Source organism: Archangium gephyra (assembly GCF_049060025.1).
GTDB lineage: Bacteria > Myxococcota > Myxococcia > Myxococcales > Myxococcaceae > Archangium > Archangium gephyra_A.
Genome location: NZ_JBMEQQ010000002.1, coordinates 3169884 through 3193861, shown reverse-complemented (window position 1 = coordinate 3193861; position 23978 = coordinate 3169884). Strand labels below are relative to the sequence as shown.

Below are 23978 nucleotides of genomic sequence, written 5' to 3'. Positions count from 1 at the left end.
GTTCCGTTGTCCCCGGAGAGGCATTTGCGCGTCCTAGGCATCGACCCCGGCAGTCGCTTCATGGGGTATGGCGTGGTGGAGGAGCGGCGCGGCCGGCTGGTGCACGTGGGCCATGGCGTCATCAAGGTGGACCCCGACGCCCCGCTGGAGCTGCGGCTCAAGGAGCTGCATGGCGGGCTGCTGACGGCCGTGAAGCTCTACAAGCCCCAGGCGGTGGCGGTGGAGGGCGTCTTCACCTTCCGCAACGCGCGCAGTGCGCTCATCCTCGGGCATGCCCGCGGGGTGGCGCTGCTGGCCGCCGCCCAGGCGGGGCTCTCCGTGCACGAGTACCCGCCCGCGCGGGTGAAGCGCGCGGTGGGGGCCGGTGGCGCTGGCGACAAGGACGCCGTGGCGCGCATGGTATGTACCTTCCTCGAAATCGAGGTGCTGGAGCGCTCGGACGCCAGTGACGCGCTGGCGGTGGCGATCTGCCACCTCAACCATGGCCGGTCCGCCGTGCCGGTGTCGGGCGCCAAGCCCTCGAAGACGCGCCGCAAGTCGGCGCAGGCGCAGCTCGCGGACAAGCTGACGCCGTCCTACAGGAGGCCTGAGGCGCGATGATCGCGGCACTGCGTGGCAACGTTCTGGAGAAGAGCCTCGAGGAGGCCACCATCGACGTGGGTGGGGTGGGGTACCGGGTGTTCTTCTCCTCGCTCACGCTGGGGCGGCTGCCGGAAGAGGGCCAGCCCGTGCAGGTGCGCGTGCGCACCGTGGTGCGCGAGGACGCCTTCGAGCTGTTCGGCTTCCTCAGCCGCGCCGAGGAGGAGCTGTTCCTCCTGCTCAACTCGGTGTCCCACGTGGGGCCGAGGCTCGCGCTGGCGGTGCTCTCCGGCATGGAGGTGCCGGAGCTGGTGGCAGCGCTGAGCAGGAGCGAGGTGGCGCGCCTCACCAAGATTCACGGGGTGGGGAAGAAGACCGCCGAGCGGCTCGTGCTGGAGCTCAAGGACAAGGTGAAGACGCTGCACCTGGAGCAGGTGGCCGCCGAGGCGAAGCCCGCCACTCCCGAGTCCGGGCACAGGGCGGACCTCGTCTCCGCGCTCATCAACCTCGGCTACAAGCAGCCCCAGGCGGAGAAGGCCGCGGAGTCCGCCAGCGAGCGGCTCGGTGCCGAGGCCGCCTTCCAGGCCCTCTTCCGCGAGGCCCTCAAGTCGCTGCGCACCGGCGCCTGAGGGGTATCCGGAAAACTACAAATCCAGTGACTCCTGCTCTGTCCGGGAAGCCCGTGATAAGAGCGGGAGGCCGCCCGCTGCCCCGTGGCGGTCCCCCCTCTCGAGGAGTCACCCCATGAAGGTCGCAGGCTCGCGTTCGCTGTTGCCGTTGCTGCTCGCCACCGTGCTGGCCGGTTGCGGCCCGGAGCTGGACGAGTCCTCCCAGGTTCCCGCGGGGGAGGTGGAGACGGACACCGCCGCGGTCATCAGCGGGGCCGTGCGCGGCTCCACCGTGCAAGTGACGGCCACCGACGGCGTCAACCTGCGCTCGGGCCCCGGGACCACCTACGGCGTCGTCGTGACGGTGCCGTACCTGAAGACGGCCACCGTGCTCAACGCCACGCCGAGCAACGGCTTCTACCAGGTGGACTACCAGGGCACCGTGGGCTGGGCGCACGGGGACTACTGGAATGTCGTCGCCGGGCTGTGGGTGAACGGCTACCAGCTCAGCGCCACCCAGGAGAAGTGGGTGCGGTGGATCGCCACGTACACCGTGCCGAAGCTCAAGGGTACCCGCGACGCGCGCCTCACCGTGGCCTCGCGCGTGGCGTGGTGGTCGCTCAAGGAAGGCGTGCTCGACCTGGCCAACCCCTTCCCGTACTCCAACTGCAACACCACCAGCGGCGATGTGCGCTACGGGCCCCTGGACGTGTGCGTGGCGGGCCGGGCCTGGCAGGTGGGCATCTCCGGCGTGCAGGTGCCCAACTTCAGCATGGCCACAGTGCAGAACACCTCGGCCTCCATCCACTCCACCATCACCGAGGCCCAGGTGCTGGGCGCCAGCGCCAACCAGGCCGGCTACGCCACCGGGACGAGCACGTACAACAGCATCGTCAACGCCTCGGGGGACCTGCGGAAGTCCTGGCTGCTGCGCAACCACGCGGTGGGCATCACCCTGCAGGAGACCACCGTCACCTACGAGTGCGTCACCAACAGCTACGGCTGGTGCTACGGCACCGGGTGGTCCACGTCGGCCCGGTACGCGCCCAACCGCACCGAGTCCTTCGAGTCCATGCGGGAGCTGAAGGCCATCATGGACGGCCTCGCGCCGTAGGCTCCGCCCACGGCACCGGCCTGCCGGGCGCGAGCGGCGCGAAGTTGTCCAACTGTCGGACAACTTTTGGAAGCTCGCGCCCGGAGGGCGGGTTAGCGCTCCAGGAACGACTGAAGATCGGTTGTGAACTTCACGGGGTTCTTGAACATGAGGAAATGGTCGCCCTGCTCGGCCTTGGTGTAGGCGTAAAGCGTCGCCCCGGGGATCACCGACTGCATCCACCGCTGGCTCGGCAGGTTGTTGCTGTACTCGCCGGAGAAGATCGCCACGGGCACGTCGATCTTGTGGCGGATCACGTCACGCCAGTCATTGGTGGCGTGGTCGAACAGCACCTTGGCCAGATAGTTCGGGTCGTTCTTGATGAACGTGTTCGCGAAGCTCTCGGAGTTCACGAAGTAAGGCGAGTCCTTCGCCATGGCGCGCTCGATTGGCTTCATGTCGACGACCAGGCTGTTGGTCGGCGCGCCCGCCGTGAAGGCGGCGACCATGCGCTCGGGCGAGGTGGTCATGCCCCCGGCGTCGAGCCGCTCCTGCTCGGACCAGTCGGCGTGGGAGTAGATCGAGATCGGCTCGTCGACGAACACTGCCTTGCGGATGCCCTTCGTGCCGAAAAGGTCGATGTAGCCCCACAGGACGGACGCCCCCATCGACCAGCCGCAATAATCGGCCGACTTCAGCCCGAGGTGAGCGGAGAACTCCTTGAGGTCCATCGAGAAGCGCGAGATCCGCGTGCCGTAGTCGACCCGTTGGGAGAGGCCCTGGTTGCGCGGATCGAGGACATAGACGTGGTAGTGCTTGCTGAGCAGGTACATGACATTGATGTACTCCGCGCCATTGGCTGACCAGCCGGGAATGAAGATCAGCGGCTTGCCCTCGCCGGCTTCCCAATAGGACAGCTTCACGCCATCACTGGTCTCAAAGGAATTGATCTGCAGGCCTTTGAAGTCCGACAGCCTGGCCGGAAGGCCTTCGATCTTGTTGGGGAAGGTGTAATCCTTGCCCAGCACCGACAAGGCAGGCGCGGCCATCGCCTGGCTGGCGGACAGAATCCAAGACAGGGCGCAGGCGGCCAAAAACATCGATTTTCGCATGTTCATCTCAACGAGTTGGAAGGTCGCGCCGTCCGGTCGTCCATTCAGCGCGGTCTGAGTGTCCAGAGTCAGCGTGTTGTCCTGCGAGATGTCCAACAAGATGCGGGACCCGTTCCGCGAAATAAACGGCATGAAAGTCATGACACCGTTGACGCCGCGTCATCAATCCTGCGAGCGTTGTCCGCATGGACCCCTTCTCGGAGCTTCCAGGTCTTCACCCGGGTCGTGGATCTGGGCGGCTTCACCCGCGCGGCGGAGAGCCTGCGGCTGACGCCCTCGGGCGTGAGTCGCATCGTCTCGCGACTGGAGGAGCGGTTGGGGGCGCGGCTGCTGAACCGCACCACGCGTAGCCTCAGCCTCACGGACGAGGGGGCTGCGTACTACGAGCGCTGCAGCCGCATCCTCACCGAGCTGGAGGAAGCCAATGCCGCCGTTACGCAGGCGAGCGTGATGCCCCGCGGCCGCCTGCGGGTGGACGTCCCGGTGGTGCTCGCCGACTTCGTGCTGGGGCCGGTGCTCCCGAAGTTCCTGGAGCGCTACCCAGACGTTTCGGTCGACTTGACAGTGCGCGACCGGCTCATCGAGCCCACGGCCGAAGGCGTCGACGTCGTCATCCGTCTTGCGCCCTCCCGCGACTCGGGAGCTCATGTCGCGCCGGCTCGCCCCTGCGCGCTCGGTGCTGGTCGCCTCCCCCGCCTACCTCGCCAAGCACGGCAGGCCGCGGACACTCGCCCAATTGCGCGAGCACGAGTGCATCGGGTACCTGGCGAGCACCGGGCCCCTTCCCTGGCGGCTGAAAGGGCCGTCCGGGGAGCTGACCTTCTTGGCCCGGGGCAGGCTGATGGCCGGCTCCGGGAATGTCCTCACGCACGCGGCCCTGGCCGGCCTGGGCATCACGCAGACGTTCGAGTACCACGTCGCCGCGCACCTCACCCGCGGAGAAGCTCGATGTCCTGCTCGAGGACCTCGAGCCCGAGCCGCGCACCGTCCATGCGCTCTTCGCGCGGCAGAAGTCCGCCGTCCCCAAAGTGCGGGTGTTCGTGGACTTCCTCGCGGAGCTGTTCGGGGCCAGGCCGCCGCATCAGGCGCCTCGCAAGCGCCGCGGGTAGCGAAGCGAGAGTCGGCATGCCACTCAAGGCACGCGCGCCAGGTGCACGGCAAACCAGCCGCGCGCGTCCGTGAAGACCCGCTCGGGCTTGAAGCCCGCACGCGCCAGCAGTTGCTGCTGCACGTGGGTCGACCACTTGTAGCTGCGCTCCGTCTCCACATGCTCCCCACGTGCGAGCCGCAGCGTGAGGCCGAGCGCCGGGAGGTGCACCGTTTGCGCGCGCAGCGACTCGAGCCCCATCCGGACGCACGATGCGCGCGCGTCCCACGTCGCGCGATACTCGAAGGCGTCCGGCTCGAAGTCCGCGCCCAGTTCGCGATTGAGCCGCACGAGGACATTCTTTTCGAAGGCGGCCGTCACCCCGGCCGCGTCGTCATAGGCTGGTAGGAGCACCCCAGGCTTTTTGGGAAGGTCAGCTCCAAGGACGAGGCAGTCGCCGCGCACGAGCGAGCGGCGCACGCGCGTCAGCAGCCGCAGCGCGCCGACCGGGCCGAGGTTTCCCGCGCTCGAGCCGATGAACAAGACGAGCCGCGGTCCCGGCAGCCCGTCAAGCAGCGGCAACGCGTCCTCGTAGCGGCCGACCAGCGGGTGCACCGAGATGCCCGGCCCTCCCAGTGCGCGCGTGGCCGTGTCCAACGCGTCACGTGAGACGTCGATGGGGTGGAAGGCGACGCTGCCGCGAATGGCGCGCACCGCATCGAGCACCACGCGCGTCTTCGTCGCCGTGCCCGCGCCCAGCTCCACCACCGACGCCGCGGGGCCACTGTGCGTGGCGATGGTCGACGCGTGCGCACGGAGGATGGCCCGCTCGGTGCGCGTCAGGTAGTACTCGGGCAACTGGGTGATGGCCTCGAAGAGCGCCGAACCGCGCGCGTCGTACAGCAGGTACGCGGGGAGACGGCGCGGGCTGGCGGTGAGGCCCCGGCGCACGTCCTCGGCCCAGTCCGGTAGCGGGGGCGCGGCGATGAGCTGCGTGACTTGGAACATCAGGCCTCCCTCGCGAGCCGTAGCCCGCTCACCTGCCAGCGTGCGGCCGGCGGAAAGAAGTTGCGGTAGCTCGCGCGCACGTGCGACTGCGGCGTGAAGGCGCTGCCGCCGCGCAGCACGCACTGGCCAGACATGAACTTGCCGTTGTACTCGCCCACCGCGCCAGGCTCGGAGCGGAAGCCGGGGTACGGCAGGTACGCACTCTGCGTCCACTCCCAGCAGTCGCCGAAGAGCTGCGCGAGGTCGCCCGCGGGGGCCGCGCGCGGGGCGAGCGTGCCGGCCTCGAGCAGGTTGCCCGTGACGGAGCGGCCCGCGGCGGCGACCTCCCACTCAGCCTCCGTGGGCAGCCGCGCGCCGGCCCAGCGGGCGAACGCGTCCGCCTCGTAGTGGCTCACGTGGCACACGGGCGCCGCCAGGTCTACTGGGCGCAGGCCGTGCAGCGTAAAGTGCCACCACGCGCCCTCGCGCTCCTCCCAGTACAGCGGCGCGCGCCAGCCGTGCGCCTGCACCGCGGCCCATCCGTCGGAGAGCCACAGCTCGGCCCGCGCGTAGCCCCCGTCGCGCATGAACTCCAGCCACTCCCCGCACGTGACGAGCCGGCTGCCGAGCTCGAAGCCCGGCACGAAGACGCGGTGGCGGGGCCGCTCGTTGTCGAAGGAGAAGCCCGTGCCCGCGTGTCCCACGTGCACCAGGCCCTCGTCGAAGCGCGTCCAGCGGAGAGGTGGCGGCGCGTGCGGTGCGGCCGTGGCCGCCGGCGCCTCGCGGTACGCGGGCCGCAGCGGGTTCTGCGCCAGCGCGTGCTTCGCGTCGGTGAGCAGCAACTCCTGGTGCTGCTGCTCATGCTGCAGGCCGAGCTCCACGAGGGCGAGTGCGTCCGCGTCCAGCGCACCGGCCTCGAGCTGGCGTGCAAGGGCCGCGTCCACGTGCGCGCGGTAGGCGCGCACCTCCTCGAGGCCCGGGCGCGACAGCATCCCGCGCGCGGCGCGCGCCACACGCGGCCCCACTGCCTCGTAGTACGAGTTGAAAAGGAAGGCGTACTCGGGCCGGAAGGGGTGATGGCCCGGCAGGCGTGCGAGCACGAAGGCCTCGAAGAACCACGTGGTGTGCGCGAGGTGCCACTTGGTGGGGCTCGCGTCCGGCATGGACTGCACCTGCTGATCCTCGGGGGTGAGTGGCGCGGCGAGCGCCTCCGTCTGCCGCCGCACCGCCCCCCAGCGCACCAGGAACTCTCGCGTCGCGTCTGTCACTCCGACCTGCTTGCCGGTGATTCCCATCTTCGTCGTCATGGCGGCGCTGTCTTGAAGAGCACGGGGCGAAGCACCCCGCTGCCTCCGGCAATATGCGGGGAGCGGCCAGTCCGATAAATGCCAGTCCCATCAAGACACCGTTGCCGCGCAGTCACCAATCTACCGTCCAAGAGGCGTCCGACCGCCGCCTGCTTGCGGCGAAGCGAATATGGAAGGGTGCCCGTTGAGGTCGCCCGCAGCCAGTTCGAGGAGCCAACGGATCCTGCTGGCTTGCGCCGCCGCGGACGGGTCGCCCGTCCCCTCGGTCGGGCTGGCCTGGGCGGCATGGCGAAGCAGCATTTCTCCGGCCCGGAGCGGATCGTCCATGGGAGAAGCCGTCAGGCGAAGCGTTTCCCGAATGATGCGACCCGTGCCCGGGAGTGCCGCGATGGACCCCATCTCTCCGAGCCGGAAGAGCGCGTGCCCGAGGGAGAGCGCCGCGAGCGCATCCTCAACCTCGGGGACCTGGCCGCGAGACCGGACCGCGAGACTGAACACGAGATACCGCAAGCGCGCCAGATGGCGCCCGGCCCAGGGGGTCGCGGCTCGGACCGAGATGGCGGCGATCTCCCTGCGGATGGACGCCCTGAGATGCTTCCGGCGCCGCTGCGTATCCATGGGCAGCAGCCAGCGATAGAAGGCATAGCTTGTGGCAATCCCGCACAGGAGCATCGCCTCGGTCCCGGCGAGACCGATCGGGGCGCTTGGAATCGTGTCCACCGGGCGCGCGAGGACCGCAAAGAGCATGTTGAAGGCGAGTCCGACGAAGGCGGTGCCCTGTCTCGCCTGCAACAGCGACGCACCGAACACAAGAGGAACGGCAAGCGCGAGGGAGAGCCAGCCGTTTGCGACTTCCGGAAGTACCGCGACGCGCCACAGGAAGGCCGCCGCCGACGCGCCGAGGCCGCCGACAAGGACCTGGCGAACGACCGGGACGGGCTCGTCCACTGCGGAGAACAGGACCGTGAAGATGCAGGTGCCGAGCACCAGGTAGCGCAACGGGTCCCAGCCGATCGAGAGCCACGCGAGCCCCGTCAGGGAGACAGCGAGCGCTCCCCTGAGCACGGCCAGGCGCAGGGCCGCGAAGTCAGGATGCGGGGTCGACCAGCGCGGCGCAGGCTGGCTCGCGGCAGCCATGACCTGTCCGTAGCCCGCGGAGGCACGGAGCAGGAGGGTCCTCATTTCGTCGAGAACGGGGGACAGCACAGGGTCCGCCTGCTCGAGCCGTCGCGACACCGCGAGGATCGTCTGGACGTCGAGATCGCCACCCGCATCCAGGACTCCAGCGGATCGGTCGAATGCCTCTCGCAGGATAGCCATGTCGGCATGCCCCGGGGCATGTGCGGGACCCTCGCGCGAGCGGATGGCCCGGGCGACGACGACGAGGTCGAGAAGGAACGCGAACAAGGCGTGCAGTTCCTTCAGCTTGCGCCGGGACATGATCGAGCCCGCTGCTGCATCCTCGGCGGATGCTTCGAGGGAAGCGAGCGACAGCAGGAACTCGCGCTCCCGTGCGAGCGACCGCCTTCCGGGCCCGGCCAGAGCCTCCGCGATCAACGCAAGGGCGTGCGACGTCACCGTCCGGGCGCGGCTCGCGACCGTCGGGCCGGGCGAGGGCGGGCCGAGCGAGATCGCGGCGAGGAGCGCCGAGCCGATCCCGATCACATTGTCCATGGCGCGGGCGGCCGCAAAGCCGACTGGATCGATGTGAGTCCCCAGCGTGAGCGAGACAACGACCGCGGACGTCAGCCCGCACAGCGCCGCCCCGTAGGCGCGCTGGTGCCGCATCACGTTGGCGATGCCGCAACAAATGGCGATCCAGACCGCGAGGCCGAGAACGGGCACGGCCGGGATTCCGGGCCACGGCAGGACCAGCGCGACTCCCGCTGCGGCCCCGAGAACGGAGCCGAGAAGTTGGGCAACGCTGCGTTCGAGCAGGAGTCCCCGCGATGGCTGGCCCACCATCCACACCGCCATGGCGGCCCACCATGGGTTTGGGAGGGACAAGGCAGTCGCCGCGGCCATGGCAACCGTGGATGCCACGGTCAATCGGATCGCGACGTTGCGGGCTGCCGGGTCGGAGAAGGCGGCGGCTAGGACATTGGCGTTGGCCGCTGCCGCCCGCCGGAGGCCTCTCAGGATTGCACGAAGCAAGGCTACTTTTTGCCGTCGGCCGTTGGGCCGCCGAAGAGCTTGCCTTCCCCGGCCCAGTTGCTCGGCGCCACGTCCTCGAAGATCACGTAGATGTACTTCGCGTCAGTCGCAGTGTTCCGGACGATGCTGTCCGTGATCTCCGCCGCGACCTTTTCCTTCATCTCGTGGCTCTTTCCTTCGAACCAACTCACGCGAACAACTGGCATATTCTTGTCTCCTGACTCTTTGTACTCGTGTGCCGCCCAGGCGCTTCGGCGCATGAGCGGTGGATTTGGGTCTGTCCTTGTTTATGGCTTGACGGCTGCGGCGAGCGCCGGGGCCGCGACTACTTCCCGAGCCCGACGACCTTGAATCCGAGGTCCGTGCCGTATTGGGTGGGGCCGTAGCCCAGCTGGATGTTGAGGAAGCCGAGCGCCTCGAGGTAGCGCGCGTTGATCAGCGGGCCCACGTCGACGGCCGCGAAGCCGATGGCCTTGCCGAGGTCGAGCACCTGCGTCTTCGCACCCGCGTCGTCGCCGGCGACGAGGAGGCCCAGGGACTCGCCCTTCACCTTGCCGGTGGCCATGTTCTGCGCGAACACCGTGTTGAACGCCTTGACGACGCGCGCGCCCGCGGCCCACTCCTGGACCTGCTCGGCGCCGCTCTTCTTGAGATCTCCCGCGTAGCTCCAGTCCTGATTGAGGAGGTTCGTCGGATCGACCAGGGTCTTGCCCTTGATGTCGCCCAGGTTCTTGATGGCGTCCTGACGCGCAGAGGCCGGGATGGCGAGGACGATGATGTCGCCCCAGGCGCCTGCGGCGCGCACGTCCGTGGGGTCAGCGCCGGTGGTGCGAACCTCATAGCCTGCCCTCTGCGCGCCCTTCTCCAAGGCGCTTCCGACGTTCCCGTTCCCGATGATGGCAATCTTGAGGGTGGTCATTGTCCTGTTCTCCATGCGAGGTGTGGTGCAACGAGGAGAAGAATAAGCCGTTCCAGAATCAGCACTAGGTGGCGGAAGGTGGTAAACGCGTTCCATGCCTGGAACGCCAGACTGGAACCTGCTCCCCCTCTTCGTGGCGGTCGCCGAGAGCGGAAACATCTCTGAGGCGGCGCGCAAGCTGGGCGCCCCCAAGTCGTCCGTCAGCCGAGGGGTCGCTGCGCTCGAGCGGTCACTGGGCGTGCAGCTCTTCCACCGGACCACGCGCGACGTCCGTCTCACGACGGCGGGCACGGCATTCTATGACAAGGCGCGGCCCGTCCTGGCCGCCTACCGGGAACTCACTGGCGCCATCCCGGAGCAGGAGGCGGAGCCGTCAGGGACCCTGCGCATCACGGCGCCGGTCGACATCGCGCTGACCTTCCTGGTCGGCGTCCTGCCGCAGTTCCTGCTGCGCTACCCGGGCGTGAACCTCGACGTGCGGCCCACGTACCGCGTCTCCGACTTGATTGGCGAAGGCTTCGACGCCGCGCTCCGCCTCGCGGACAAGCTGAAGGACTCGACGCTGGTCGCGCGCCGTCTCGGCGACGTGGAACTGGGCATCTTCGGTGCGCCCAACTACGTCGCGCAGTTCGGCGCGCCACGCGCTCTATCTGAGTGCGCCAAGCACCGCTGGGTCCTCTTCTCGGGGTTGACCCGCCTGCCGGAGGAGTTGCGCAACCTGTCCTCGGCGAGGATCTCCACCGACGACCTCCTGTTCGCGCACGGCATGGCCCGCGCCGCCGTGGGGCTGAGCGTGCTCCCCAACCACCTGGCGCATGAGGATGTGCTGGCAGGCCGGCTCGTCCGGGTGCTCCCGGCGTGGAAGCTCACCGTGGGGACGCTCTTCTTCGTGCATCCACCCGCGAAGCACCTGCCGCGCAAGGTGACCGCACTGCGCGATCATCTCGTCGACGTGTTTGCCCGGCGGCCTCTCACGCCGAACGACCGGTGACCGGTGCACCGGCGCAAGACGGGCGCCTCGACCCGACCGAATCGAGCAGTGCGCGTTCCGATTCCGGAAGGAAGGCGGTCAGGGCAGACCAGCCCGCCGCCCAGCAAGAGGGCCTCCATTCCGCCATACTTCGTCGTATAGGGGTTCCATGGCAGAGCAGATGTTCTTCGATTTGTTCGGCGCTTCTCTATCCGACATCAACCTGCTGCCCTGCGACGGTATCGTCAACGACTACGGCAGCGCGCTGGGCCCGGCCGAGGCGGATGCCTTGTACGAGCGCCTGTTGAACCAACTGCCCTGGCGGCCCGACATCGCCGTCGTCAATGGCGTGGCGACCGAAACGGCGCGCCATGCGCTGTGGTACGGGGACCGGCCGTTCCGCTATATGCATTCCGGTATCCCTCGCCAGGCCCAACCTTGGCCAGCGGGATTGCTCGACGACGTCAAGCGCCTGGCGGAGGAAGTGTCGCAGACACGCTTCAACTCCTGCGTGCTCAACCTGTACCACGACGGCAGAGAGGGCATGACATGGCACAGCGACAGCGAAGCGGCCTACGGTCCGCACACGGCCATCGCCTCGCTGAGCCTTGGCGCGACACGCAAATTCGCCTTCATGCACAAGCGGACTCGGGAAAGGCGTGAACTGATGCTTCGCCACGGCCAGTTCATCGTCATGCGCGGGGAGACGCAGCGGCACTGGCTGCATGCCGTGATGAAGACATTTACCGTCACGTCGCCGCGCATCAACCTGACCTTCCGCACCTTCGACGACGGGACCGGCCGGGCTGCCTTCTGAATGGACGGGCCCAGTTCAGCGCGCTAGCGGGCCACCGCTCGCGGGGAAGCTCGGGGCGCGGACTGATGACGACAGGTCAAAGGTGCTTTGAGCGCTCTGGCGTTTTTCTTGGGAGGCTCTTCCGACATATCTCGCGGCGGCACTGAGCACTCGTTCTCAGCGGCCCTCTCACCTCGTTGGAGTCCTCATGAAGCTCGCTTCCTCCCTGTTCGCTCTCGCCTTCGCGGCGACGGCTCAGGCCGCCGCGCCCCTCAAGACGGAGGTTGTCACCGCCAGTCCCGCGGGGTTCCTCGTCACGTCCACCCTCATCACGGGTGAGAAGGAGGCAGTGCTCGTCGACGCGCAGTTCACGCTCTCCGAGGCGCACCGGCTGGTGGCCAAGGTCCTCGAGTCGGGTAAGACGCTGAAGACCATCCTCATCACTCACGGGCACCCGGACCACTATTTCGGCCTCGAGGTGGTGCGGGCGGCCTTCCCCCAGGCAAAGGTCGTCGCCACGCCTGCCGTCATCAAGGAGATGAAGGCGCACGCCCCCGCCCAGCTGGCGCAGTGGAAGCCGATGTACGGCAGCAATCTCACCTCCAAGCCGGTGTTTCCCTCGGCCCTCACCGCGGACGCCCTGGAGCTGGAGGGGCAGCGGCTCGAGCTCATCAACGTCAACGGCGGTGAGAGTGAGGCTGGCACGGCGGTGTGGATTCCCTCCACCCAGACGCTCATCGCGAGCGATGCCGCCTACCAGCAGGTCCACGCGTATCTGGTGGGGGTGGACGCGGCCCGGCGGGCACAGTGGCTCAAGAACATCGAGCAGCTCGACAAGCGCGGCGCCACTACGGTCATCCCGGCCACCGGGCAGCAGCCGCCCCCGCGACGGGCGAGAAGGCCCTGGCCGAGACGGCGGCCTACATCCGCGACTTCGAGGCCGCGCTCGCCGCGTCCAAGGACGTGGATGGCCTGAAGCGCCCCATGCTCGAGAAGTACGGCGCCCACGAGCTCCCCGTCATCCTGGACTTCAGCGCCCAGTCCTCGCTCGCGACCAAGCGCTGACGAGGAGCGGCGTCCTGACAGGCCCTTCCATGCCAAGGTGCGCGGGAGGGCCTGGCGCATGAAGTGAAGGTCCAGACCTCGACGCGTCTGCCCCGACCTCCTTGCCACCGCGTATCAACTCCCCCCAACATGGCACGAAGCAGAACCTCCGATTCACCCGAGCACATGACCACGTCCGAGTCGCTCGACCGACCCGTGTCGCTTCAAGCACGCGTCGTGCGGTACACGGTGGGTGCCGTCACCGCGCTCGACGGCGTCAGCCTCCACGTGGCGCAGGGGCAGTGCGTCGCCCTCGTGGGAGAGAGCGGTGCGGGCAAGACGACCCTGCTGCGCTGCTTCAACCGCATGGTCGTGCCGTCGGCCGGCGAGGTGCTGGTGGGCGGAGCCGACGTGTCGCGGCAGCCCGCGGCCGAGCTGCGCCGGCACATCGGGTACGTCCCGCAGCACGGCGGTCTCCTGCCGCACTGGAGCGTGCTCCGCAACGCGGCGCTCGTGCCCGACCTTCTTCGCCGGTCGGATGCCTCCGGCGCGGCGAGGCGGGCGCTCGAGCTCGTGGGGCTGCCGACGGACGAGTTCGGGGACCGTTTCCCGCACGAGCTGTCCGGCGGGCAGCGGCAGCGTGTGGCACTCGCCCGCGCCATCGCCGCCCGTCCGGGCGTCCTGCTGATGGACGAGCCGTTCGGCGCTCTTGACGCCATCAGCCGCTCGGAACTGCACGCCCTCTGTGCGGCGCTCCGCCGGGAGCTGGGCGTCACGACGCTGCTGGTGACGCACGACCTCCAGGAGGCCGACTTCCTGGCGGACGAAATCGTGGTGATGCGCGCGGGAGCCATCGAGCAGCGCGGCACGCTGGACGCGATGCTCGCCTCTCCCGCGACGCCCTACGTGGCGTCTCTCCTCGAGCGCGCCAGGGTCAGCGGGCAGCGCCGGAGCGAGTCATGACCTGGCGGGGGTTGATAGCGCTGGCGCTCCTGCTCCTCGTTCCGTTCGGGGGCGGGCGGGCCGCCGCGCAGGAAGCACGGGCGAGCCAGCCTCCGGTGGTCGTTGCGTCAAAGCCCTTCGGCGAGTCGTATCTCCTCGCCGAGATGTTCGCCCAGCTCCTTGAGGCCCACGGGATTCCTGTCGAGCGGAGGCCGGGACTTGGGAGTACCGAAATCGCGTTCGGCGCGCTGCGCAGCGGCGCCATCGACGTCTACCCCGAATACACGGGGACCGGCCTGGTCTCCATCCTCCACGACACGTTGCCGCCTGACTCGCTCGCGGACCCGCGGCGCGTCTTCGCGCACGTCGCCTTCGCCTTCGATTCGCGCTACGGCGTGCGCTGGCTGCCGCCGCTCGGCTTCCAGAACACCTTCGCCATCGCGGTGCGCCCCGAAATCGCGAGCCGGTACGGATTGCGCACGCTGAGCGACCTCACGCGGGAGGGGGAGCACCTGACGGCGGGCTTCACCCCGGACTTCGTGGGGCGGCCGGACGGGCTCGCGGGGCTGGTGCGGGCTTACGGCAGCGGCATCCGGCCAGGCGCGGTGAAGCCGCTCCTCCCGGCGCTCAAGTACCAGGCGCTCGCCGGAGGAGCGGTCGACGTCGTGGATGGCTTCTCCACGGACGGTCTCCTTGAGCGCTACAACCTCGTCGTCCTCGAGGATGACCGTCACTTCTTTCCACCGTACGAGGCCGCGGCGCTCCTCGGGCCGCGTGCGGCGGCGCGCAGCGACGTCGTCGCCGTGCTCACGCTCCTGAGCGGGCGACTCGGGGAGACGACCATGCGCACGCTCAATCGCCGCGTCGAGGTGGACGGGGAGGAGGTTCGGGCCGTCGCCGCGTCCGCCCTTCGCGCGCTCGGGCTACCGTCGTCGGTCGACGCGTCGCGAGGGAGCAGCGGGCCGGCCGCCGTGGCGCCACCCGTGACGCCGGAGGCACGTGGCGGCTCGTTCGGCGCCTACCTCTGGACGCGCCGGGACACGTTGATGTCCCTCACGCTCCGTCACCTGGGGCTCGTCACCCTGGCGCTCATCGCCGCGGCGCTCGCCGCCGTGCCGCTGGGGCTCACGCTTGAGCGAGCGCGGCGCGCGGCCGGGCCAGCACTCGGTGGGTTGGGGATCCTGCAGACCGTCCCGAGTATCGCGCTGCTCGCATTCATGGTGCCGTTGCTGGGCGTCGGTATCGCTCCCGCGCTCCTCGCCCTCTGGCTCTACGCGCTCTACCCCATCGCGCGGGGCACCTACACCGGTGTACGCGACGCCGACCCGTCCGCTGTCGAGGCCGCGGAGGCGCTGGGGATGACGCCAGCGCAGCGCCTACTGAAGGTCCGGCTGCCACTCGCCGCACCGGTCATCATGGCGGGGGTACGCACGGCGGCCGTCGTCACGGTGGGCGCGGCGACGCTCGCCGCGTTCATCGGCGCGGGCGGGCTCGGGGAGCCCATCGTCACCGGACTTGCCCTCGCGGACACGCGGATGGTGCTCTCCGGTGCGCTGCCGGCCGCTGCGCTCGCCTTGCTCGTGGACGGCGTGCTGGCACTCGTGGAACGACGCGTCGCACCCGCGCATCGCCGACGCGGGCCGCGCCGGCTGCGAAAGAGGACAGCAGCGATCCAGAGGCGGGAGGTGCATCCATGAAAGCGATACGAGTCCATCGGCCCGGCGGACCCGAGGTACTGCGGCTCGAGGAGATTCCGTGCCCGGAGCCCCGCGCCGGGTGGGTACGAATCCGGGTGCGGGCCTTCGGTCTGAATCGGTCCGAGCTGTTCACGCGGCAGGGGCACTCGCCGGGCGTGCAGTTCCCGCGCGTGCTCGGGATCGAGTGCGCCGGCGTCGTCGACGACGCGGGTGGCACCGACCTCGCCGCCGGCCAGACGGTCGTGGCGCTCATGGGCGAAATGGGCCGGGCCTATGACGGCGGCTACGCGGAGTACACGCTCGTCCCGCGCGAGCGTGTCCTCCCAGTCCGCACGACGCTTCCCTGGGATGTGCTGGCCTCGCTCCCCGAGACGTACCTCACGGCCTGGGGCTCCCTCAGCGAAGCCATGGACATGCGGGCAGGCCAGACGCTCCTCATCCGCGGCGGAACGTCGTCTGTCGGCATGGCAGCCGCCTCTCTCGCGAAGGAGATGGGCCTCCGCGTGTTCGCCACCACGCGTGCCCCCGCGAAGGCCGAAGGGCTGCGCGCGAACGGCGCGGACGACGTCATCATCGACACGGGGCGCATCGCCGAGGACGTCAGGCAGCGTGTGCCGCCAGGGGTGGACGGGGTGCTCGAGCTCGTGGGCACGGCGACGCTGCTCGATTCGCTGCGCGCCGTGCGGCCGGGCGGCATCGTCTGCAACACCGGCATCCTGGGCAACGCCTGGGTGCTGGAGCGTTTCGAGCCGCTGGAGGACATCCCCTCGACGGTGCGGCTCACGACCTACCACAGCGGCACGACATCAGCCGAGCGCAGCACCGCCGCGCTGCAGAAGATAGTCGACGGCGTGGCCGCGGGCCGCTACCGCGCGAACCTGCAGCGCGCCTTCCGCTTCGACGAAATCGTGGAGGCGCACCGGTTCATGGAGGAGAACCGGGGGAGCGGCAAGCTCGTGGTCGTCGTCGACGCGTGACACGCTGTACAGCGCCCTCGAGGAGTACTCGTCATGACATCGGAAGCTTCAGTGGCGCGAGTGCGCACGTGGCTCGCGGAAAGTCACCGCGTCCTCATTGGCGCGGGGGCCGGGATGTCCGCGGCCGCGGGCTTCGACTTTGGGGACACGGCGAGCTTCAAGCGCCGCTACCCTGCATTCTACCGCATGGGCTTTCGTGCCGAGTACCAGTTCATCGGCTACGAGGACCTCACGCCCGCGCAGTTCTGGGGCTTCTGGTCCACGCACGTGAGGCATGTGCGCTTCGGGCAGGACGAGCACCCTGTGTACCAGGCCTTGCGCTCCCTCGTAGCGCGCAAGGACACCTTCGTCCTGACCTCCAACGTCGACATGCTGTTCCCTCGCAACGGCTTCGAAGCGGGCGCCCTCTTCACGCCGCAGGGCGACTACGCGCGCATGCAATGCCGTCGGCCGTGCGTGCGCGAGACGTGGCCCACACTGCCCTTCATCGAGCGAGCGCTCGCGGCGCTCGACCCCGAGACGCAGGAGGTGCGGGATGCCTCTGCCCTCCCGCGTTGCCCGAGCTGCGGTGGCCCCGTCTTCATGAACGTGCGCGGGGACGACACCTTTCTCGAGGAGCCCTATGTGGACCAGGCACGCGCCTTCCGCGATTGGGTGCGCGCAGCCGCCCGGGAACGACTGCTGGTGCTGGAGGTGGGCGCCGGGTTCAACACGCCCTCCGTGGTGCGCTGGCGCATGGAGCACCTGGTTCACCACCATCCCGGCGCGCGGTTGGTGCGCATCAACCCCACGCACCCCGAGATCCCGGAAGAGCTGGCCGGGTGCGCCGTGTCGCTCGCCGTGGGGGCAAGCGAAGCCCTCGCTGCCCTGGCATGACACGCTTCGAATTCCTTCCACAGGAGAGTCTCCCATGTCTGCCTCCTTGCCCCCGCTCTCGCTGGACACCTATCGAGCACTGGTAGGACTCGACACGCCCTTCGCGCCACCGCCCCCGGTGGGTCCCGGTGAGCACGCGGCGCTCGTGCAGCGCCTGCTCGCGCAGCTCGGCGTGGACGGGACCACGGGGCACCTCCACGAGGCGCTCGAGGCGCGCGGCATGGCGCTGGGCGGCCTCGACTCGCGCACCCGCCTGCGCGCGCTGCTCACGGTGCGTGGGCCCACGCCTCTTCCGGACGCCTTCCACCACGACCTGGACCGGCTGCTGCTGGGCGAGGCCCAGGCGCGCCCGCGCGTGACCCCCACCGAACTGCCGCGGCTGGGGGACGGGCGCGCCGCAGCGCGCTGCGCCCTCTGGCAGGGGGACATCACCACCTTGGCCGTAGATGCCATCACCAATGCCGCCAACGAGCAGTTGCTCGGCTGCTTCCAGCCATTCCATCCGTGCATCGACAACGCCATCCACTGCGCAGCCGGTCCCCGCCTGCGGGAGGACTGTGCCCACATCATGGCCCTGCAGGGCCGCCCCGAGCCCACCGGCACGGCCAAGGCCACACGCGGCTACAACCTGCCAGCGCGCTTCGTGCTGCACACCGTGGGGCCCATTGTCCGCGGACCCGTGAGGCCGGAACACGCCGAGGCTCTCGCCTCCAGCTACCGGGCTTGCCTGGACCTCGCGGCGGCGCTGCCGGGCGTGCGCAGCGTCGCGTTGTGCGCCGTGTCCACCGGCGTCTTTGGCTACCCCAAGGGCCCAGCGGCCCGCGTGGCGCTCGCTGCCGTGGGCACCTGGCTGCGCGCGCACCCGGGGACGTTGGACCTGGTCGTCTTCAACGTCTTCAGCGATTCGGACCGCGCCGCCTACGCGCAGGCGCTCTCTGAGGGCGTGCTCGAGAGGGCGACTAACGGATTGAAAGGCCACGCCGTCCGGTAGTCCGGTCAGCGCGGCCCGAGTGTTCCAGAATCAGCGCTTCTCCTTCGTCGCGAGCGCCGCCTGCGCGCTGAAGTCGAGGATGATAGGGAGCTCGAATGCACCGTACTTCGCGAGCACGGGGCGCTTGAGGCCATCCACGTCCTTGGCCGCCGCAGCGAGGCCTCGAAGTCGCGGATGTAGGCCGCCGTCTCGCGCAGGGCCGTGGGGCCCAGGGCCGCCTTCTCCGCCCGGTGGCCCGGGATGACCGTGGTGGCGCCGCGCTTGTCGAGCTGCTCGATGTTCTTGAGCCACTGCGCCCGCCACGCGGCGTCCGCGTTCACGAGATACGCATGGACCTGCTGGTAGGCCGTATCCCCTGCGATGAGCGTCCGGGTGGAGGGAATCCGCACCGCCGTGGCGGCCTCGCTCTCACCGGGGTTCAGGCCGATGAGCTTGAGCCGCTGACCCTCCAGCTCCAGCTGGTCCGCCGCGAGCGGGGACGGAACCACCGGCTCGGAGGTGAGATTGGCGCCGAAGAGCGGCTTCCACTGCGCGAGCTGCTTCGGCGCGAGCGCCTTGAGCTCCGCGATGACGGCGGGGGGCGATGATCCGCGCCTGGGGGAAGGCAGCGCGCACCAACCTCGAGACCAAAGTAGTGGTCCGGGTGACCATGGGTGGTCAGGATCGTCTTCAGCGTCACCCTCGAATATCACGTGGCCGCGGAGCTCGCCCGCGGCGAGCTCGAGATCCTCCTCGAGGAGTACGAGCCCGAGCCGCGCATCGTTCACGCCCTCTTCGCGCGGCAGAAGTCCGCCGTCCCCAAGGTCCGGGTCTTCATCGATTTCCTGGTGGAGCTGTTCGCGTCCATCTCGGCGGACATGGCCGGCCGGAAGCGACGCTGAAAACACAACGGGCGGTGGGGTCTCCCCCGCCGCCCGTCTGAGCAACGACCCGTCTGGTAGGTCGTCAGCCAAGCATTCTGCGCACGACCCGGCCTGCTAGCGGTGGCTGCCTGCCTCCTCGCCCACCGCCATGGACGTCACCCGGTCGGAGGGCCTGGGCTTGTCCGGCTTGCTCGCCTGCTTGTCGTCGGGCTTCTTGCGCTTGGGCAGCTCGAATTTGATGAAGGAGAGCAGGCCCTTCCGTGTCTTCGTCACGACATCCTCCCCGTGTGTCCATCTTCAAGGTGTCCATTTCCCGGGGGGAGTGCCTTTGAGGATCGGCGTCTTTGGTGGAGCGGCGGATGTGCAGTGCAAGGCAGTGGCCCGCGAGGCCGCGGCGCTCGGCGCGGACACCCTCTTCATCGAGCCCGATGCGCTCGACCGGGGTGTGCCGCTGTCCATGCTCGACGGGCGGATCTTCTACCGCGGCGAGCCGGTGGACGACCTCCGGGGGTTCTACCTGCGCTCCATTCCCTCGCCCTACGTGCCGGCCCTGGAGCGCGATGACGAGCTCGTCCTCTATGAGGACTGGTTCACCACCTTCATGCACACGCGCGAACGGGCCTCGTACTTCGTGGCGTGGTTGCTCCAGCTCGCCCACCGGGGCGCCACGCTGGTCAACGCCCCGCATGCGGCGAGCGTCATGCAATACAAGCCCTTCCAGCTCCACGCGCTGCGGAGCCTCGGGGCCCAGGTGCCGCGCACGCTCATCTCGAACGACCCGGCCGCCATCCGCGCCTTCCACGCCGAGGTGAAGGACGTCATCTTCAAACCCATCATGGGTGGGGCCATCACCCGGGTGCTGGATGACGAGGCACTCGAGCGGCTCGAGGCCGTCACCGCCTCGCCCGTCATCTTCCAGGAGCGCGCCCCGGGCGAGGACCTGCGCATCATGCTGGTAGGGGAGGAGATCGTCTCCGCGGTGGCCATCGACACGCCCGAGCAGCACCTCGACTTCCGGGCGGACCCCATCTACAGCGGGGGCGGGGCCTCCTACCGCGAGGTGGCGCTCCCCGAGCCCGTGCGGCGCTTCTGCCGGGAGGCGGCACGCGCGTGCGGCCTCACCTTCGCGGGCCTCGACATCAAGCACCAGGGCGATGCGTGGGTGTTCCTGGAGCTCAACAGCTCACCCATCTACCTGGACGTCGAGCTGAAGCTGGGACACCCCATCAGCCGCGCCATCGCCCGGCACGTGGTGGAGGGCGCGCGCGGTCAGAAGTAGGTGACGGCCACCGCGGGCTCCGGCGCCTCGTCCGGGACGCCCTCGCGCTTGCGCTGGCAGGCCGCACAGCACTCGGCCCACGGCACGAGCTGCAGGCGCTCGAGGAGGATGGCGGTGCCGCAGTCCTCGCACTGGCCGTACTTCGTGGGATCCGCCGCCAGCTTCCGCAGGGCGCTCTGCACCCGCGGGAGCAGCACGGGATCCCGATCCTCGCCCGACTCCGCCGCGTCCCGGAGCTGCTGCTGCTGCTCCTCGTCGATCGTCGACCACACCCACTCGGGCGGCTCCTGGCCGGACAGGACGTAGTACAGCACGTGGAGCTGGTGCTCGGCCTCGCGGCGCTGGGCCTCGCGGCGCATGTTCACCAACGCCGGGGTCTCCATCAGGCGCGACAGCCGCTTCTGGACCTCCCGCCGCATCCCGGCGTCCCGGGTGATGACGTCGATGTAGGCCTCGGGGCTGACCCCCTGGGGCTGGCAGATCTGCTGGAGCACGCGCTCGAAAACGGGCTCGATACCGACCGTGGCGGCGGTGGGAATCCACCCAGTGGACGAAACCAGCGCATCGAGCGTGGAGAGGACCGCCCGGTGGATGTCCGGCCACGGGGGCGGGGGGCCTTCTTTGGAACCGATCGTCATGCCTGGGGACATCTAATCACAGGGGGCCGGGGGGGCACACCGTCCTACCCATTCAGTGAGACGGTTCCGGGGCGGCGGGCTCGGGGGCAAGCGGGAGGATGCTCGCCTTGCTTGAATCCAGGCCATGTCCGGGGCCAGATAGGGGCCAGACTGTGCTGCCAGGAGGGCCCAGGGATGTCCGGTGCTTCGAGGTGGTGGGAGAGCGCTCGGGAGTGGGTGGGGAAGTTGCCCGCGGGCCTGTCCGGCCAGGTGACGGTGGACGTGGCCCGGAAGCGGGTGCGCTTGTCGCACGCCCGGGTGGAGGCCCTCGCACGCCGGGTGCTGCGGGACGTGAAGGTGCTCTCGGTGGGGGATTGGGCGTACGGGCCCCAGACGTATGACGTGCGGCTGGAGGTCTCCGGCTGGAAGCTGCGCGTGGAGGTGGCCCTGGAGCGGCTGGAGCTCGCCTCGGGCCGCTACCACCTGACGCTGCGCACTCCGGGCCGGGTGGACCTGGAGGAGTCCCGGGCGGCCTCGGCGCTGGTGCAGGGCGTGTTGCGCCTGGGCGGGGGCAAGGCCGCGCTGCGCACCGTGCTGGATCAGGTGATGCCGCCGGGGCTGAGCTGGGATGGGCAGCGCTTGCAGGTGTCCGGGACGCTGCCGAAGGAGGGCGCGGTCTCGGCGCGGCTCTTCGAGTCCTCCTCACTGGCGGTGAACGCCGAGCATGAGCCCGAGGGCCTGTGGTTGTCGGCCGAGGCGTGGCCCGGCTTGATGGACCTGATGCAGGCCGTGCTCAGCGTGGACCTGCCGCGCAAGCCGCCAGGGACCTGAGCAGCCGGGCGCTCCAGGGAGAGCAACTGAAACGGCCCCGTGACCCGGGAGCGGTGCCCCGCTCCCGTGCCGGACGGCGGCTCAGAAGCCCACGACGGTGATGCAGTCGTCCAGGCACTGCTTCATGGTCTCGGAGCAGGTCCGGCCCTTGACGCACTGGGAGCACTCCTGCGCCTGGGCCGAGAAGTCCTTGTCCTTCTTGACCTTCTCCTCGCACGTGTCCGTGCACTTCGCCACGTCGAGGCCCGAGGACACGCACTCCTGCTTCTTCTCGCAAGAGACGCGGCACTCGCTCTTGCAGCCCACCAGGGACATCGCCAGTCCCAGGGCCGCCACTGCCATCACAATCCGGTTCTTCATCGACTCCTCCGATGGGGGCGCATCATGCCCGGAGATGGGCTCTGTGCAAGCAGGGGGCCGTCTCAGGGTCCTTTGGCCTTGCGCGCCGGCACGAACTCCTCCCGGACGGCCTTCGCCACCAGGTCCGGGGGCAGCAGTCCCTGGTCGAGGATGAAGTTGTTGAAGGCCAGGCGGTCGAACTTCGGGCCGAGAGCGATCTCCGTCTCGGCGCGCAGCTCCAGGAGCCGGGTGTAGCCGTAGAAGTAGCTGCCGGCCTGGCCCGGCATGCGGAAGGTGTAGCGATCCAACTCCTGCCGGGTCATGGCCTCGGAGAGCCCCACTTCCTCGGTGAGGACGCGGCCGGCTTCCTCGCGCGTGAGCTGGCCCAGGTTGACCATGGGGTCCAGCATGGCCCTCGCCGCGCGCAGCAGGCGGAACTGCAGGGCGATGAACTGGCCATCGAGGGGCTCGTAGGGAACCATCTCGGCCTCGGCGTAGAGCGCCCAGCCCTCGACGTTGACGGAGTTGAAGGCGAACAGGCTCCGCGCGAGCGACACGCCGCGCTCGATCATGGCGGCGAACTGGAGCTCGTGGCCGGGGCGGCCCTCGTGGGCGGAGAGGGTCCAGGCGGCCGCACCGAAGGTGAAGTCGTCGTAGGTCCCGCCCTTTCCGCCGCCACTCTTCGGGTTGCCCAGGGGGAGCACGAACTGACCCCGCTCGCCGGTGTTTCCGACCAACTGCGGCGTCCTCAGGTGCGGCGCGGGTTGCGCGGCGCTCTCGGCCTCCGAGGCCAGCCGCATCACCATCGGGCGCTTCGGGAGGTCCACCACGCGGTGCTTCGAAATCAGCCGCTCCATCTCGCCGATGACCTTCCGGTAGTGTCCCTCGATGCGCTCGCGGCCGAGCTGCTCCTTCTTCAGCGCGCGCAGCACGTCGAGGTAGCCGGTGGCCTTGAAGCCCCGGGCCTTCGCCACCAGGGGCGCCAGCGCCTGCATCTGCGCGCGGATCTCCAGGAACTCGAATTGCGCGCGGCGCATCAACTGCTCCGGCGGGATGTCGATGCCGAACTGCTTGAGCCCGAAGGCATAGAGCTCGGGAGGGAGGCGGAAGTCCTCACGCGCCCGTGGCAGCACCACCTCGCGCTGCCAGTGACCGTACTCCGCGATCTGCTTCTCGAGCGCGGCCAGGGCGGGCTCGGCCCCGGAGAGCTTGTACTCCGTGAACAGGTCCCGGATGCCCTTCACATAGGTGGGCGCGTTGGAGAGCGCCTGCTCCACCTCGAGCTTCACCGGACCCAGCAGTTGGGGCTGGATCAGCCCCTCTTCGAAGCGGGCCCTGGCGAGCCCGGTCAGCGGCGTGCTGCCCGGCACGAGGCCCACGTAGCGCTGCAGGCGGACCAGTGCCTTGGCGCGGCGCTCCGGGGCGATGTCCTCATCCAGTAGATCCCTCAGGCCCCGGAACATCACCTGCGGCGCGTCGACCCACTGGAGGAGGTAGCGCTCGTCGAGCGTGGACCCCTGGATGGAGTCCTTCGCGGACTGGATGAGCACCTGCAGGTCCTGGCGGACGTTGGGGTCCTTCTCCCCGGCGAGACGCTTCTCCAGCTCGGCCTGGGCCTGGGCCATCGCGGCGCGGGTGCGCTCGCCCACGCGCGGACCGAGGTCGATGACCTGCTCGTCTGTCGTGGTGACGCCGAGGGACGACGCTTCCTCCGGGTTGAACCGCGCCACGGTGTCCAGCAGCACCTGGGCATGGGCGTTGCTTCGCTCCACCCAACCCGTGTCCCCGGTCTTTTGTTGGGCCGGTGCCGCGAAGGAGGTGATGAACAGCGCCAGGCCGGCGAGCAGTCGTGAGTGCATGGTTCTCTCCCGTGCCGCCTCGTACCATCAAAGAGCGGCGGCTGCGCTACA

The 23978-nt window shown here is 69.3% G+C and carries 26 protein-coding genes and 2 pseudogenes; 17 read left to right on the top strand and 11 right to left on the bottom strand.

What is annotated here, in order from left to right; genetic code table 11:
• Positions 1 to 24 precede the first annotated feature (24 nt).
• From ruvC to ACN28I_RS13635, 3 genes are all read left to right on the top strand, one after another.
• Positions 25 to 600 carry a crossover junction endodeoxyribonuclease RuvC gene (gene ruvC / locus ACN28I_RS13645; RefSeq protein WP_420942474.1) on the top strand — a complete coding sequence of 192 codons (576 nt, stop codon included), beginning with the start codon at positions 25 to 27 and terminating at the stop codon, positions 598 to 600.
• Positions 597 to 1208 (top strand): Holliday junction branch migration protein RuvA, encoded by a 612-nt coding sequence (gene ruvA, locus ACN28I_RS13640; protein ID WP_420942473.1) that lies wholly within the window; start codon positions 597 to 599, stop codon positions 1206 to 1208. The genes ruvC and ruvA overlap by 4 nt, the downstream gene beginning before the upstream one ends.
• A gap of 115 nt (positions 1209 to 1323) precedes the next feature.
• Positions 1324 to 2301, top strand: coding sequence for an SH3 domain-containing protein (locus tag ACN28I_RS13635; protein ID WP_420942472.1), 978 nt, complete (start codon positions 1324 to 1326; stop codon positions 2299 to 2301).
• 92 nt (positions 2302 to 2393) lie between these two features.
• Here ACN28I_RS13635 and ACN28I_RS13630 read toward each other — a convergent pair whose 3' ends face one another.
• Positions 2394 to 3491 (bottom strand): alpha/beta fold hydrolase, encoded by a 1098-nt coding sequence (locus ACN28I_RS13630; protein WP_420942471.1) that lies wholly within the window; start codon positions 3489 to 3491, stop codon positions 2394 to 2396.
• On the opposite strand from ACN28I_RS13630, the pseudogene ACN28I_RS13625 reads away from it, so the two are divergent.
• The 3 genes and pseudogenes from ACN28I_RS13625 to ACN28I_RS13615 all read left to right on the top strand — a co-directional run.
• Positions 3408 to 4037 (top strand): annotated as a pseudogene (locus tag ACN28I_RS13625) (LysR family transcriptional regulator); the annotation flags it as partial. The gene ACN28I_RS13630 and the pseudogene ACN28I_RS13625 overlap by 84 nt on opposite strands.
• A 1-nt stretch (position 4038) precedes the next feature.
• A pseudogene (locus ACN28I_RS13620) lies at positions 4039 to 4314 on the top strand (LysR substrate-binding domain-containing protein); the annotation flags it as partial.
• Positions 4250 to 4501 carry a hypothetical protein gene (locus ACN28I_RS13615; RefSeq protein ID WP_420948884.1) on the top strand — a complete coding sequence of 84 codons (252 nt, stop codon included), beginning with the start codon at positions 4250 to 4252 and terminating at the stop codon, positions 4499 to 4501. The pseudogene ACN28I_RS13620 and the gene ACN28I_RS13615, both read left to right, overlap by 65 nt.
• 23 nt (positions 4502 to 4524) lie before the next feature.
• Here ACN28I_RS13615 and egtD read toward each other — a convergent pair whose 3' ends face one another.
• The 5 genes from egtD to ACN28I_RS13590 form a co-directional block, all read right to left on the bottom strand.
• Positions 4525 to 5487, bottom strand: coding sequence for an L-histidine N(alpha)-methyltransferase (gene egtD / locus ACN28I_RS13610; protein ID WP_420942470.1), 963 nt, complete (start codon positions 5485 to 5487; stop codon positions 4525 to 4527).
• Positions 5487 to 6773 carry an ergothioneine biosynthesis protein EgtB gene (gene egtB, locus ACN28I_RS13605; RefSeq protein ID WP_420942469.1) on the bottom strand — a complete coding sequence of 429 codons (1287 nt, stop codon included), beginning with the start codon at positions 6771 to 6773 and terminating at the stop codon, positions 5487 to 5489. Before egtB ends, egtD begins: the two co-directional genes overlap by 1 nt.
• A 120-nt stretch (positions 6774 to 6893) precedes the next feature.
• The gene (locus ACN28I_RS13600; RefSeq protein ID WP_420948633.1) at positions 6894 to 8822 is read right to left on the bottom strand and encodes an FUSC family protein; all 1929 of its coding nucleotides are present in this window, start codon (positions 8820 to 8822) and stop codon (positions 6894 to 6896) included.
• Positions 8823 to 8929: 107 nt separating this feature from the next.
• The gene (locus ACN28I_RS13595) at positions 8930 to 9133 is read right to left on the bottom strand and encodes a tautomerase family protein (RefSeq protein ID WP_420942468.1); all 204 of its coding nucleotides are present in this window, start codon (positions 9131 to 9133) and stop codon (positions 8930 to 8932) included.
• A gap of 119 nt (positions 9134 to 9252) precedes the next feature.
• Positions 9253 to 9846 (bottom strand): NADPH-dependent F420 reductase, encoded by a 594-nt coding sequence (locus tag ACN28I_RS13590; RefSeq protein WP_420942467.1) that lies wholly within the window; start codon positions 9844 to 9846, stop codon positions 9253 to 9255.
• Between the two features lie 94 nt (positions 9847 to 9940).
• On the opposite strand from ACN28I_RS13590, the gene ACN28I_RS13585 reads away from it, so the two are divergent.
• From ACN28I_RS13585 to ACN28I_RS13550, 8 genes are all read left to right on the top strand, one after another.
• Entirely contained in the window at positions 9941 to 10837 is an 897-nt protein-coding gene (locus tag ACN28I_RS13585; RefSeq protein ID WP_420942466.1) for a LysR family transcriptional regulator, read from the top strand.
• A gap of 148 nt (positions 10838 to 10985) precedes the next feature.
• On the top strand, positions 10986 to 11633 hold the full coding sequence (locus tag ACN28I_RS13580; RefSeq protein ID WP_420942465.1) for an alpha-ketoglutarate-dependent dioxygenase AlkB family protein: 648 nt from the start codon (positions 10986 to 10988) through the stop codon (positions 11631 to 11633).
• A gap of 187 nt (positions 11634 to 11820) precedes the next feature.
• A complete protein-coding gene (locus tag ACN28I_RS13575) occupies positions 11821 to 12588 on the top strand; it encodes an MBL fold metallo-hydrolase (RefSeq protein ID WP_420942464.1) in 768 nt (255 codons plus the stop codon).
• Positions 12589 to 12842: 254 nt separating this feature from the next.
• Positions 12843 to 13619, top strand: a complete 777-nt coding sequence (locus tag ACN28I_RS13570) for an ATP-binding cassette domain-containing protein (protein WP_420942463.1) — start codon at positions 12843 to 12845, stop codon at positions 13617 to 13619.
• Positions 13616 to 15295: a glycine betaine ABC transporter substrate-binding protein gene (locus ACN28I_RS13565; protein ID WP_420942462.1), complete on the top strand. Its 1680-nt coding sequence runs from the start codon at positions 13616 to 13618 to the stop codon at positions 15293 to 15295. Before ACN28I_RS13570 ends, ACN28I_RS13565 begins: the two co-directional genes overlap by 4 nt.
• Entirely contained in the window at positions 15292 to 16272 is a 981-nt protein-coding gene (locus ACN28I_RS13560) for a zinc-binding alcohol dehydrogenase family protein (RefSeq protein ID WP_420942461.1), read from the top strand. The genes ACN28I_RS13565 and ACN28I_RS13560 overlap by 4 nt, the downstream gene beginning before the upstream one ends.
• 33 nt (positions 16273 to 16305) lie before the next feature.
• Positions 16306 to 17148: an NAD-dependent protein deacetylase of SIR2 family gene (locus ACN28I_RS13555; protein ID WP_420942460.1), complete on the top strand. Its 843-nt coding sequence runs from the start codon at positions 16306 to 16308 to the stop codon at positions 17146 to 17148.
• A 34-nt stretch (positions 17149 to 17182) separates the two neighbouring features.
• On the top strand, positions 17183 to 18139 hold the full coding sequence (locus ACN28I_RS13550) for a protein-ADP-ribose hydrolase (protein WP_420942459.1): 957 nt from the start codon (positions 17183 to 17185) through the stop codon (positions 18137 to 18139).
• 5 nt (positions 18140 to 18144) lie between these two features.
• On the opposite strand, the gene ACN28I_RS13545 is transcribed toward ACN28I_RS13550, so the two are convergent.
• Positions 18145 to 18627 (bottom strand): hypothetical protein, encoded by a 483-nt coding sequence (locus ACN28I_RS13545; protein WP_420942458.1) that lies wholly within the window; start codon positions 18625 to 18627, stop codon positions 18145 to 18147.
• Positions 18628 to 18792: 165 nt separating this feature from the next.
• Here ACN28I_RS13545 and ACN28I_RS13540 point away from each other — a divergent pair, with 165 nt between their 5' ends.
• A complete protein-coding gene (locus tag ACN28I_RS13540) occupies positions 18793 to 19020 on the top strand; it encodes a hypothetical protein (protein ID WP_420942457.1) in 228 nt (75 codons plus the stop codon).
• 96 nt (positions 19021 to 19116) lie between these two features.
• Here ACN28I_RS13540 and ACN28I_RS13535 read toward each other — a convergent pair whose 3' ends face one another.
• Positions 19117 to 19275 (bottom strand): hypothetical protein, encoded by a 159-nt coding sequence (locus ACN28I_RS13535; RefSeq protein ID WP_420942456.1) that lies wholly within the window; start codon positions 19273 to 19275, stop codon positions 19117 to 19119.
• Positions 19276 to 19363: 88 nt separating this feature from the next.
• On the opposite strand from ACN28I_RS13535, the gene ACN28I_RS13530 reads away from it, so the two are divergent.
• Complete coding sequence (locus ACN28I_RS13530; RefSeq protein ID WP_420942455.1) at positions 19364 to 20281, top strand: ATP-grasp domain-containing protein; 918 nt, start codon at positions 19364 to 19366, stop codon at positions 20279 to 20281.
• On the opposite strand, the gene ACN28I_RS13525 is transcribed toward ACN28I_RS13530, so the two are convergent.
• Complete coding sequence (locus tag ACN28I_RS13525) at positions 20272 to 20919, bottom strand: TraR/DksA family transcriptional regulator (RefSeq protein ID WP_420942454.1); 648 nt, start codon at positions 20917 to 20919, stop codon at positions 20272 to 20274. The two genes, ACN28I_RS13530 and ACN28I_RS13525, sit on opposite strands and share 10 nt — an antisense overlap.
• Before the next feature lie 174 nt (positions 20920 to 21093).
• Between ACN28I_RS13525 and ACN28I_RS13520 the strand changes: the two genes are divergently transcribed.
• On the top strand, positions 21094 to 21729 hold the full coding sequence (locus ACN28I_RS13520; RefSeq protein ID WP_420942453.1) for an Hsp20/alpha crystallin family protein: 636 nt from the start codon (positions 21094 to 21096) through the stop codon (positions 21727 to 21729).
• A gap of 81 nt (positions 21730 to 21810) precedes the next feature.
• Here the strand turns inward: ACN28I_RS13520 and ACN28I_RS13515 are convergent, their stop codons facing one another.
• Both ACN28I_RS13515 and ACN28I_RS13510 read right to left on the bottom strand, forming a co-directional pair.
• The gene (locus tag ACN28I_RS13515) at positions 21811 to 22089 is read right to left on the bottom strand and encodes a hypothetical protein (protein ID WP_420942452.1); all 279 of its coding nucleotides are present in this window, start codon (positions 22087 to 22089) and stop codon (positions 21811 to 21813) included.
• A gap of 62 nt (positions 22090 to 22151) precedes the next feature.
• Entirely contained in the window at positions 22152 to 23927 is a 1776-nt protein-coding gene (locus ACN28I_RS13510) for a DUF885 domain-containing protein (protein WP_420942451.1), read from the bottom strand.
• Between the last annotated feature and the right edge of the window lie 51 nt (positions 23928 to 23978).

Coding starts and splice junctions, on each gene's coding strand:
- egtD (WP_420942470.1), bottom strand. CDS start 5,487: ATGTTCCAAGTCACGCAGCTCATCGCCGCGCCCCCGCTACCGGACTGG.
- ACN28I_RS13615 (WP_420948884.1), top strand. CDS start 4,250: ATGTCCTCACGCACGCGGCCCTGGCCGGCCTGGGCATCACGCAGACGT.
- ACN28I_RS13555 (WP_420942460.1), top strand. CDS start 16,306: ATGACATCGGAAGCTTCAGTGGCGCGAGTGCGCACGTGGCTCGCGGAA.
- ruvA (WP_420942473.1), top strand. CDS start 597: ATGATCGCGGCACTGCGTGGCAACGTTCTGGAGAAGAGCCTCGAGGAG.
- ACN28I_RS13580 (WP_420942465.1), top strand. CDS start 10,986: ATGGCAGAGCAGATGTTCTTCGATTTGTTCGGCGCTTCTCTATCCGAC.
- ACN28I_RS13635 (WP_420942472.1), top strand. CDS start 1,324: ATGAAGGTCGCAGGCTCGCGTTCGCTGTTGCCGTTGCTGCTCGCCACC.
- ACN28I_RS13515 (WP_420942452.1), bottom strand. CDS start 22,089: ATGAAGAACCGGATTGTGATGGCAGTGGCGGCCCTGGGACTGGCGATG.
- ACN28I_RS13565 (WP_420942462.1), top strand. CDS start 13,616: ATGACCTGGCGGGGGTTGATAGCGCTGGCGCTCCTGCTCCTCGTTCCG.
- ACN28I_RS13520 (WP_420942453.1), top strand. CDS start 21,094: ATGTCCGGTGCTTCGAGGTGGTGGGAGAGCGCTCGGGAGTGGGTGGGG.
- egtB (WP_420942469.1), bottom strand. CDS start 6,773: ATGACGACGAAGATGGGAATCACCGGCAAGCAGGTCGGAGTGACAGAC.
- ACN28I_RS13570 (WP_420942463.1), top strand. CDS start 12,843: ATGACCACGTCCGAGTCGCTCGACCGACCCGTGTCGCTTCAAGCACGC.
- ACN28I_RS13560 (WP_420942461.1), top strand. CDS start 15,292: ATGAAAGCGATACGAGTCCATCGGCCCGGCGGACCCGAGGTACTGCGG.
- ACN28I_RS13510 (WP_420942451.1), bottom strand. CDS start 23,927: ATGCACTCACGACTGCTCGCCGGCCTGGCGCTGTTCATCACCTCCTTC.
- ACN28I_RS13585 (WP_420942466.1), top strand. CDS start 9,941: ATGCCTGGAACGCCAGACTGGAACCTGCTCCCCCTCTTCGTGGCGGTC.
- ACN28I_RS13525 (WP_420942454.1), bottom strand. CDS start 20,919: ATGACGATCGGTTCCAAAGAAGGCCCCCCGCCCCCGTGGCCGGACATC.
- ACN28I_RS13575 (WP_420942464.1), top strand. CDS start 11,821: ATGAAGCTCGCTTCCTCCCTGTTCGCTCTCGCCTTCGCGGCGACGGCT.
- ACN28I_RS13550 (WP_420942459.1), top strand. CDS start 17,183: ATGTCTGCCTCCTTGCCCCCGCTCTCGCTGGACACCTATCGAGCACTG.
- ACN28I_RS13595 (WP_420942468.1), bottom strand. CDS start 9,133: ATGCCAGTTGTTCGCGTGAGTTGGTTCGAAGGAAAGAGCCACGAGATG.
- ACN28I_RS13590 (WP_420942467.1), bottom strand. CDS start 9,846: ATGACCACCCTCAAGATTGCCATCATCGGGAACGGGAACGTCGGAAGC.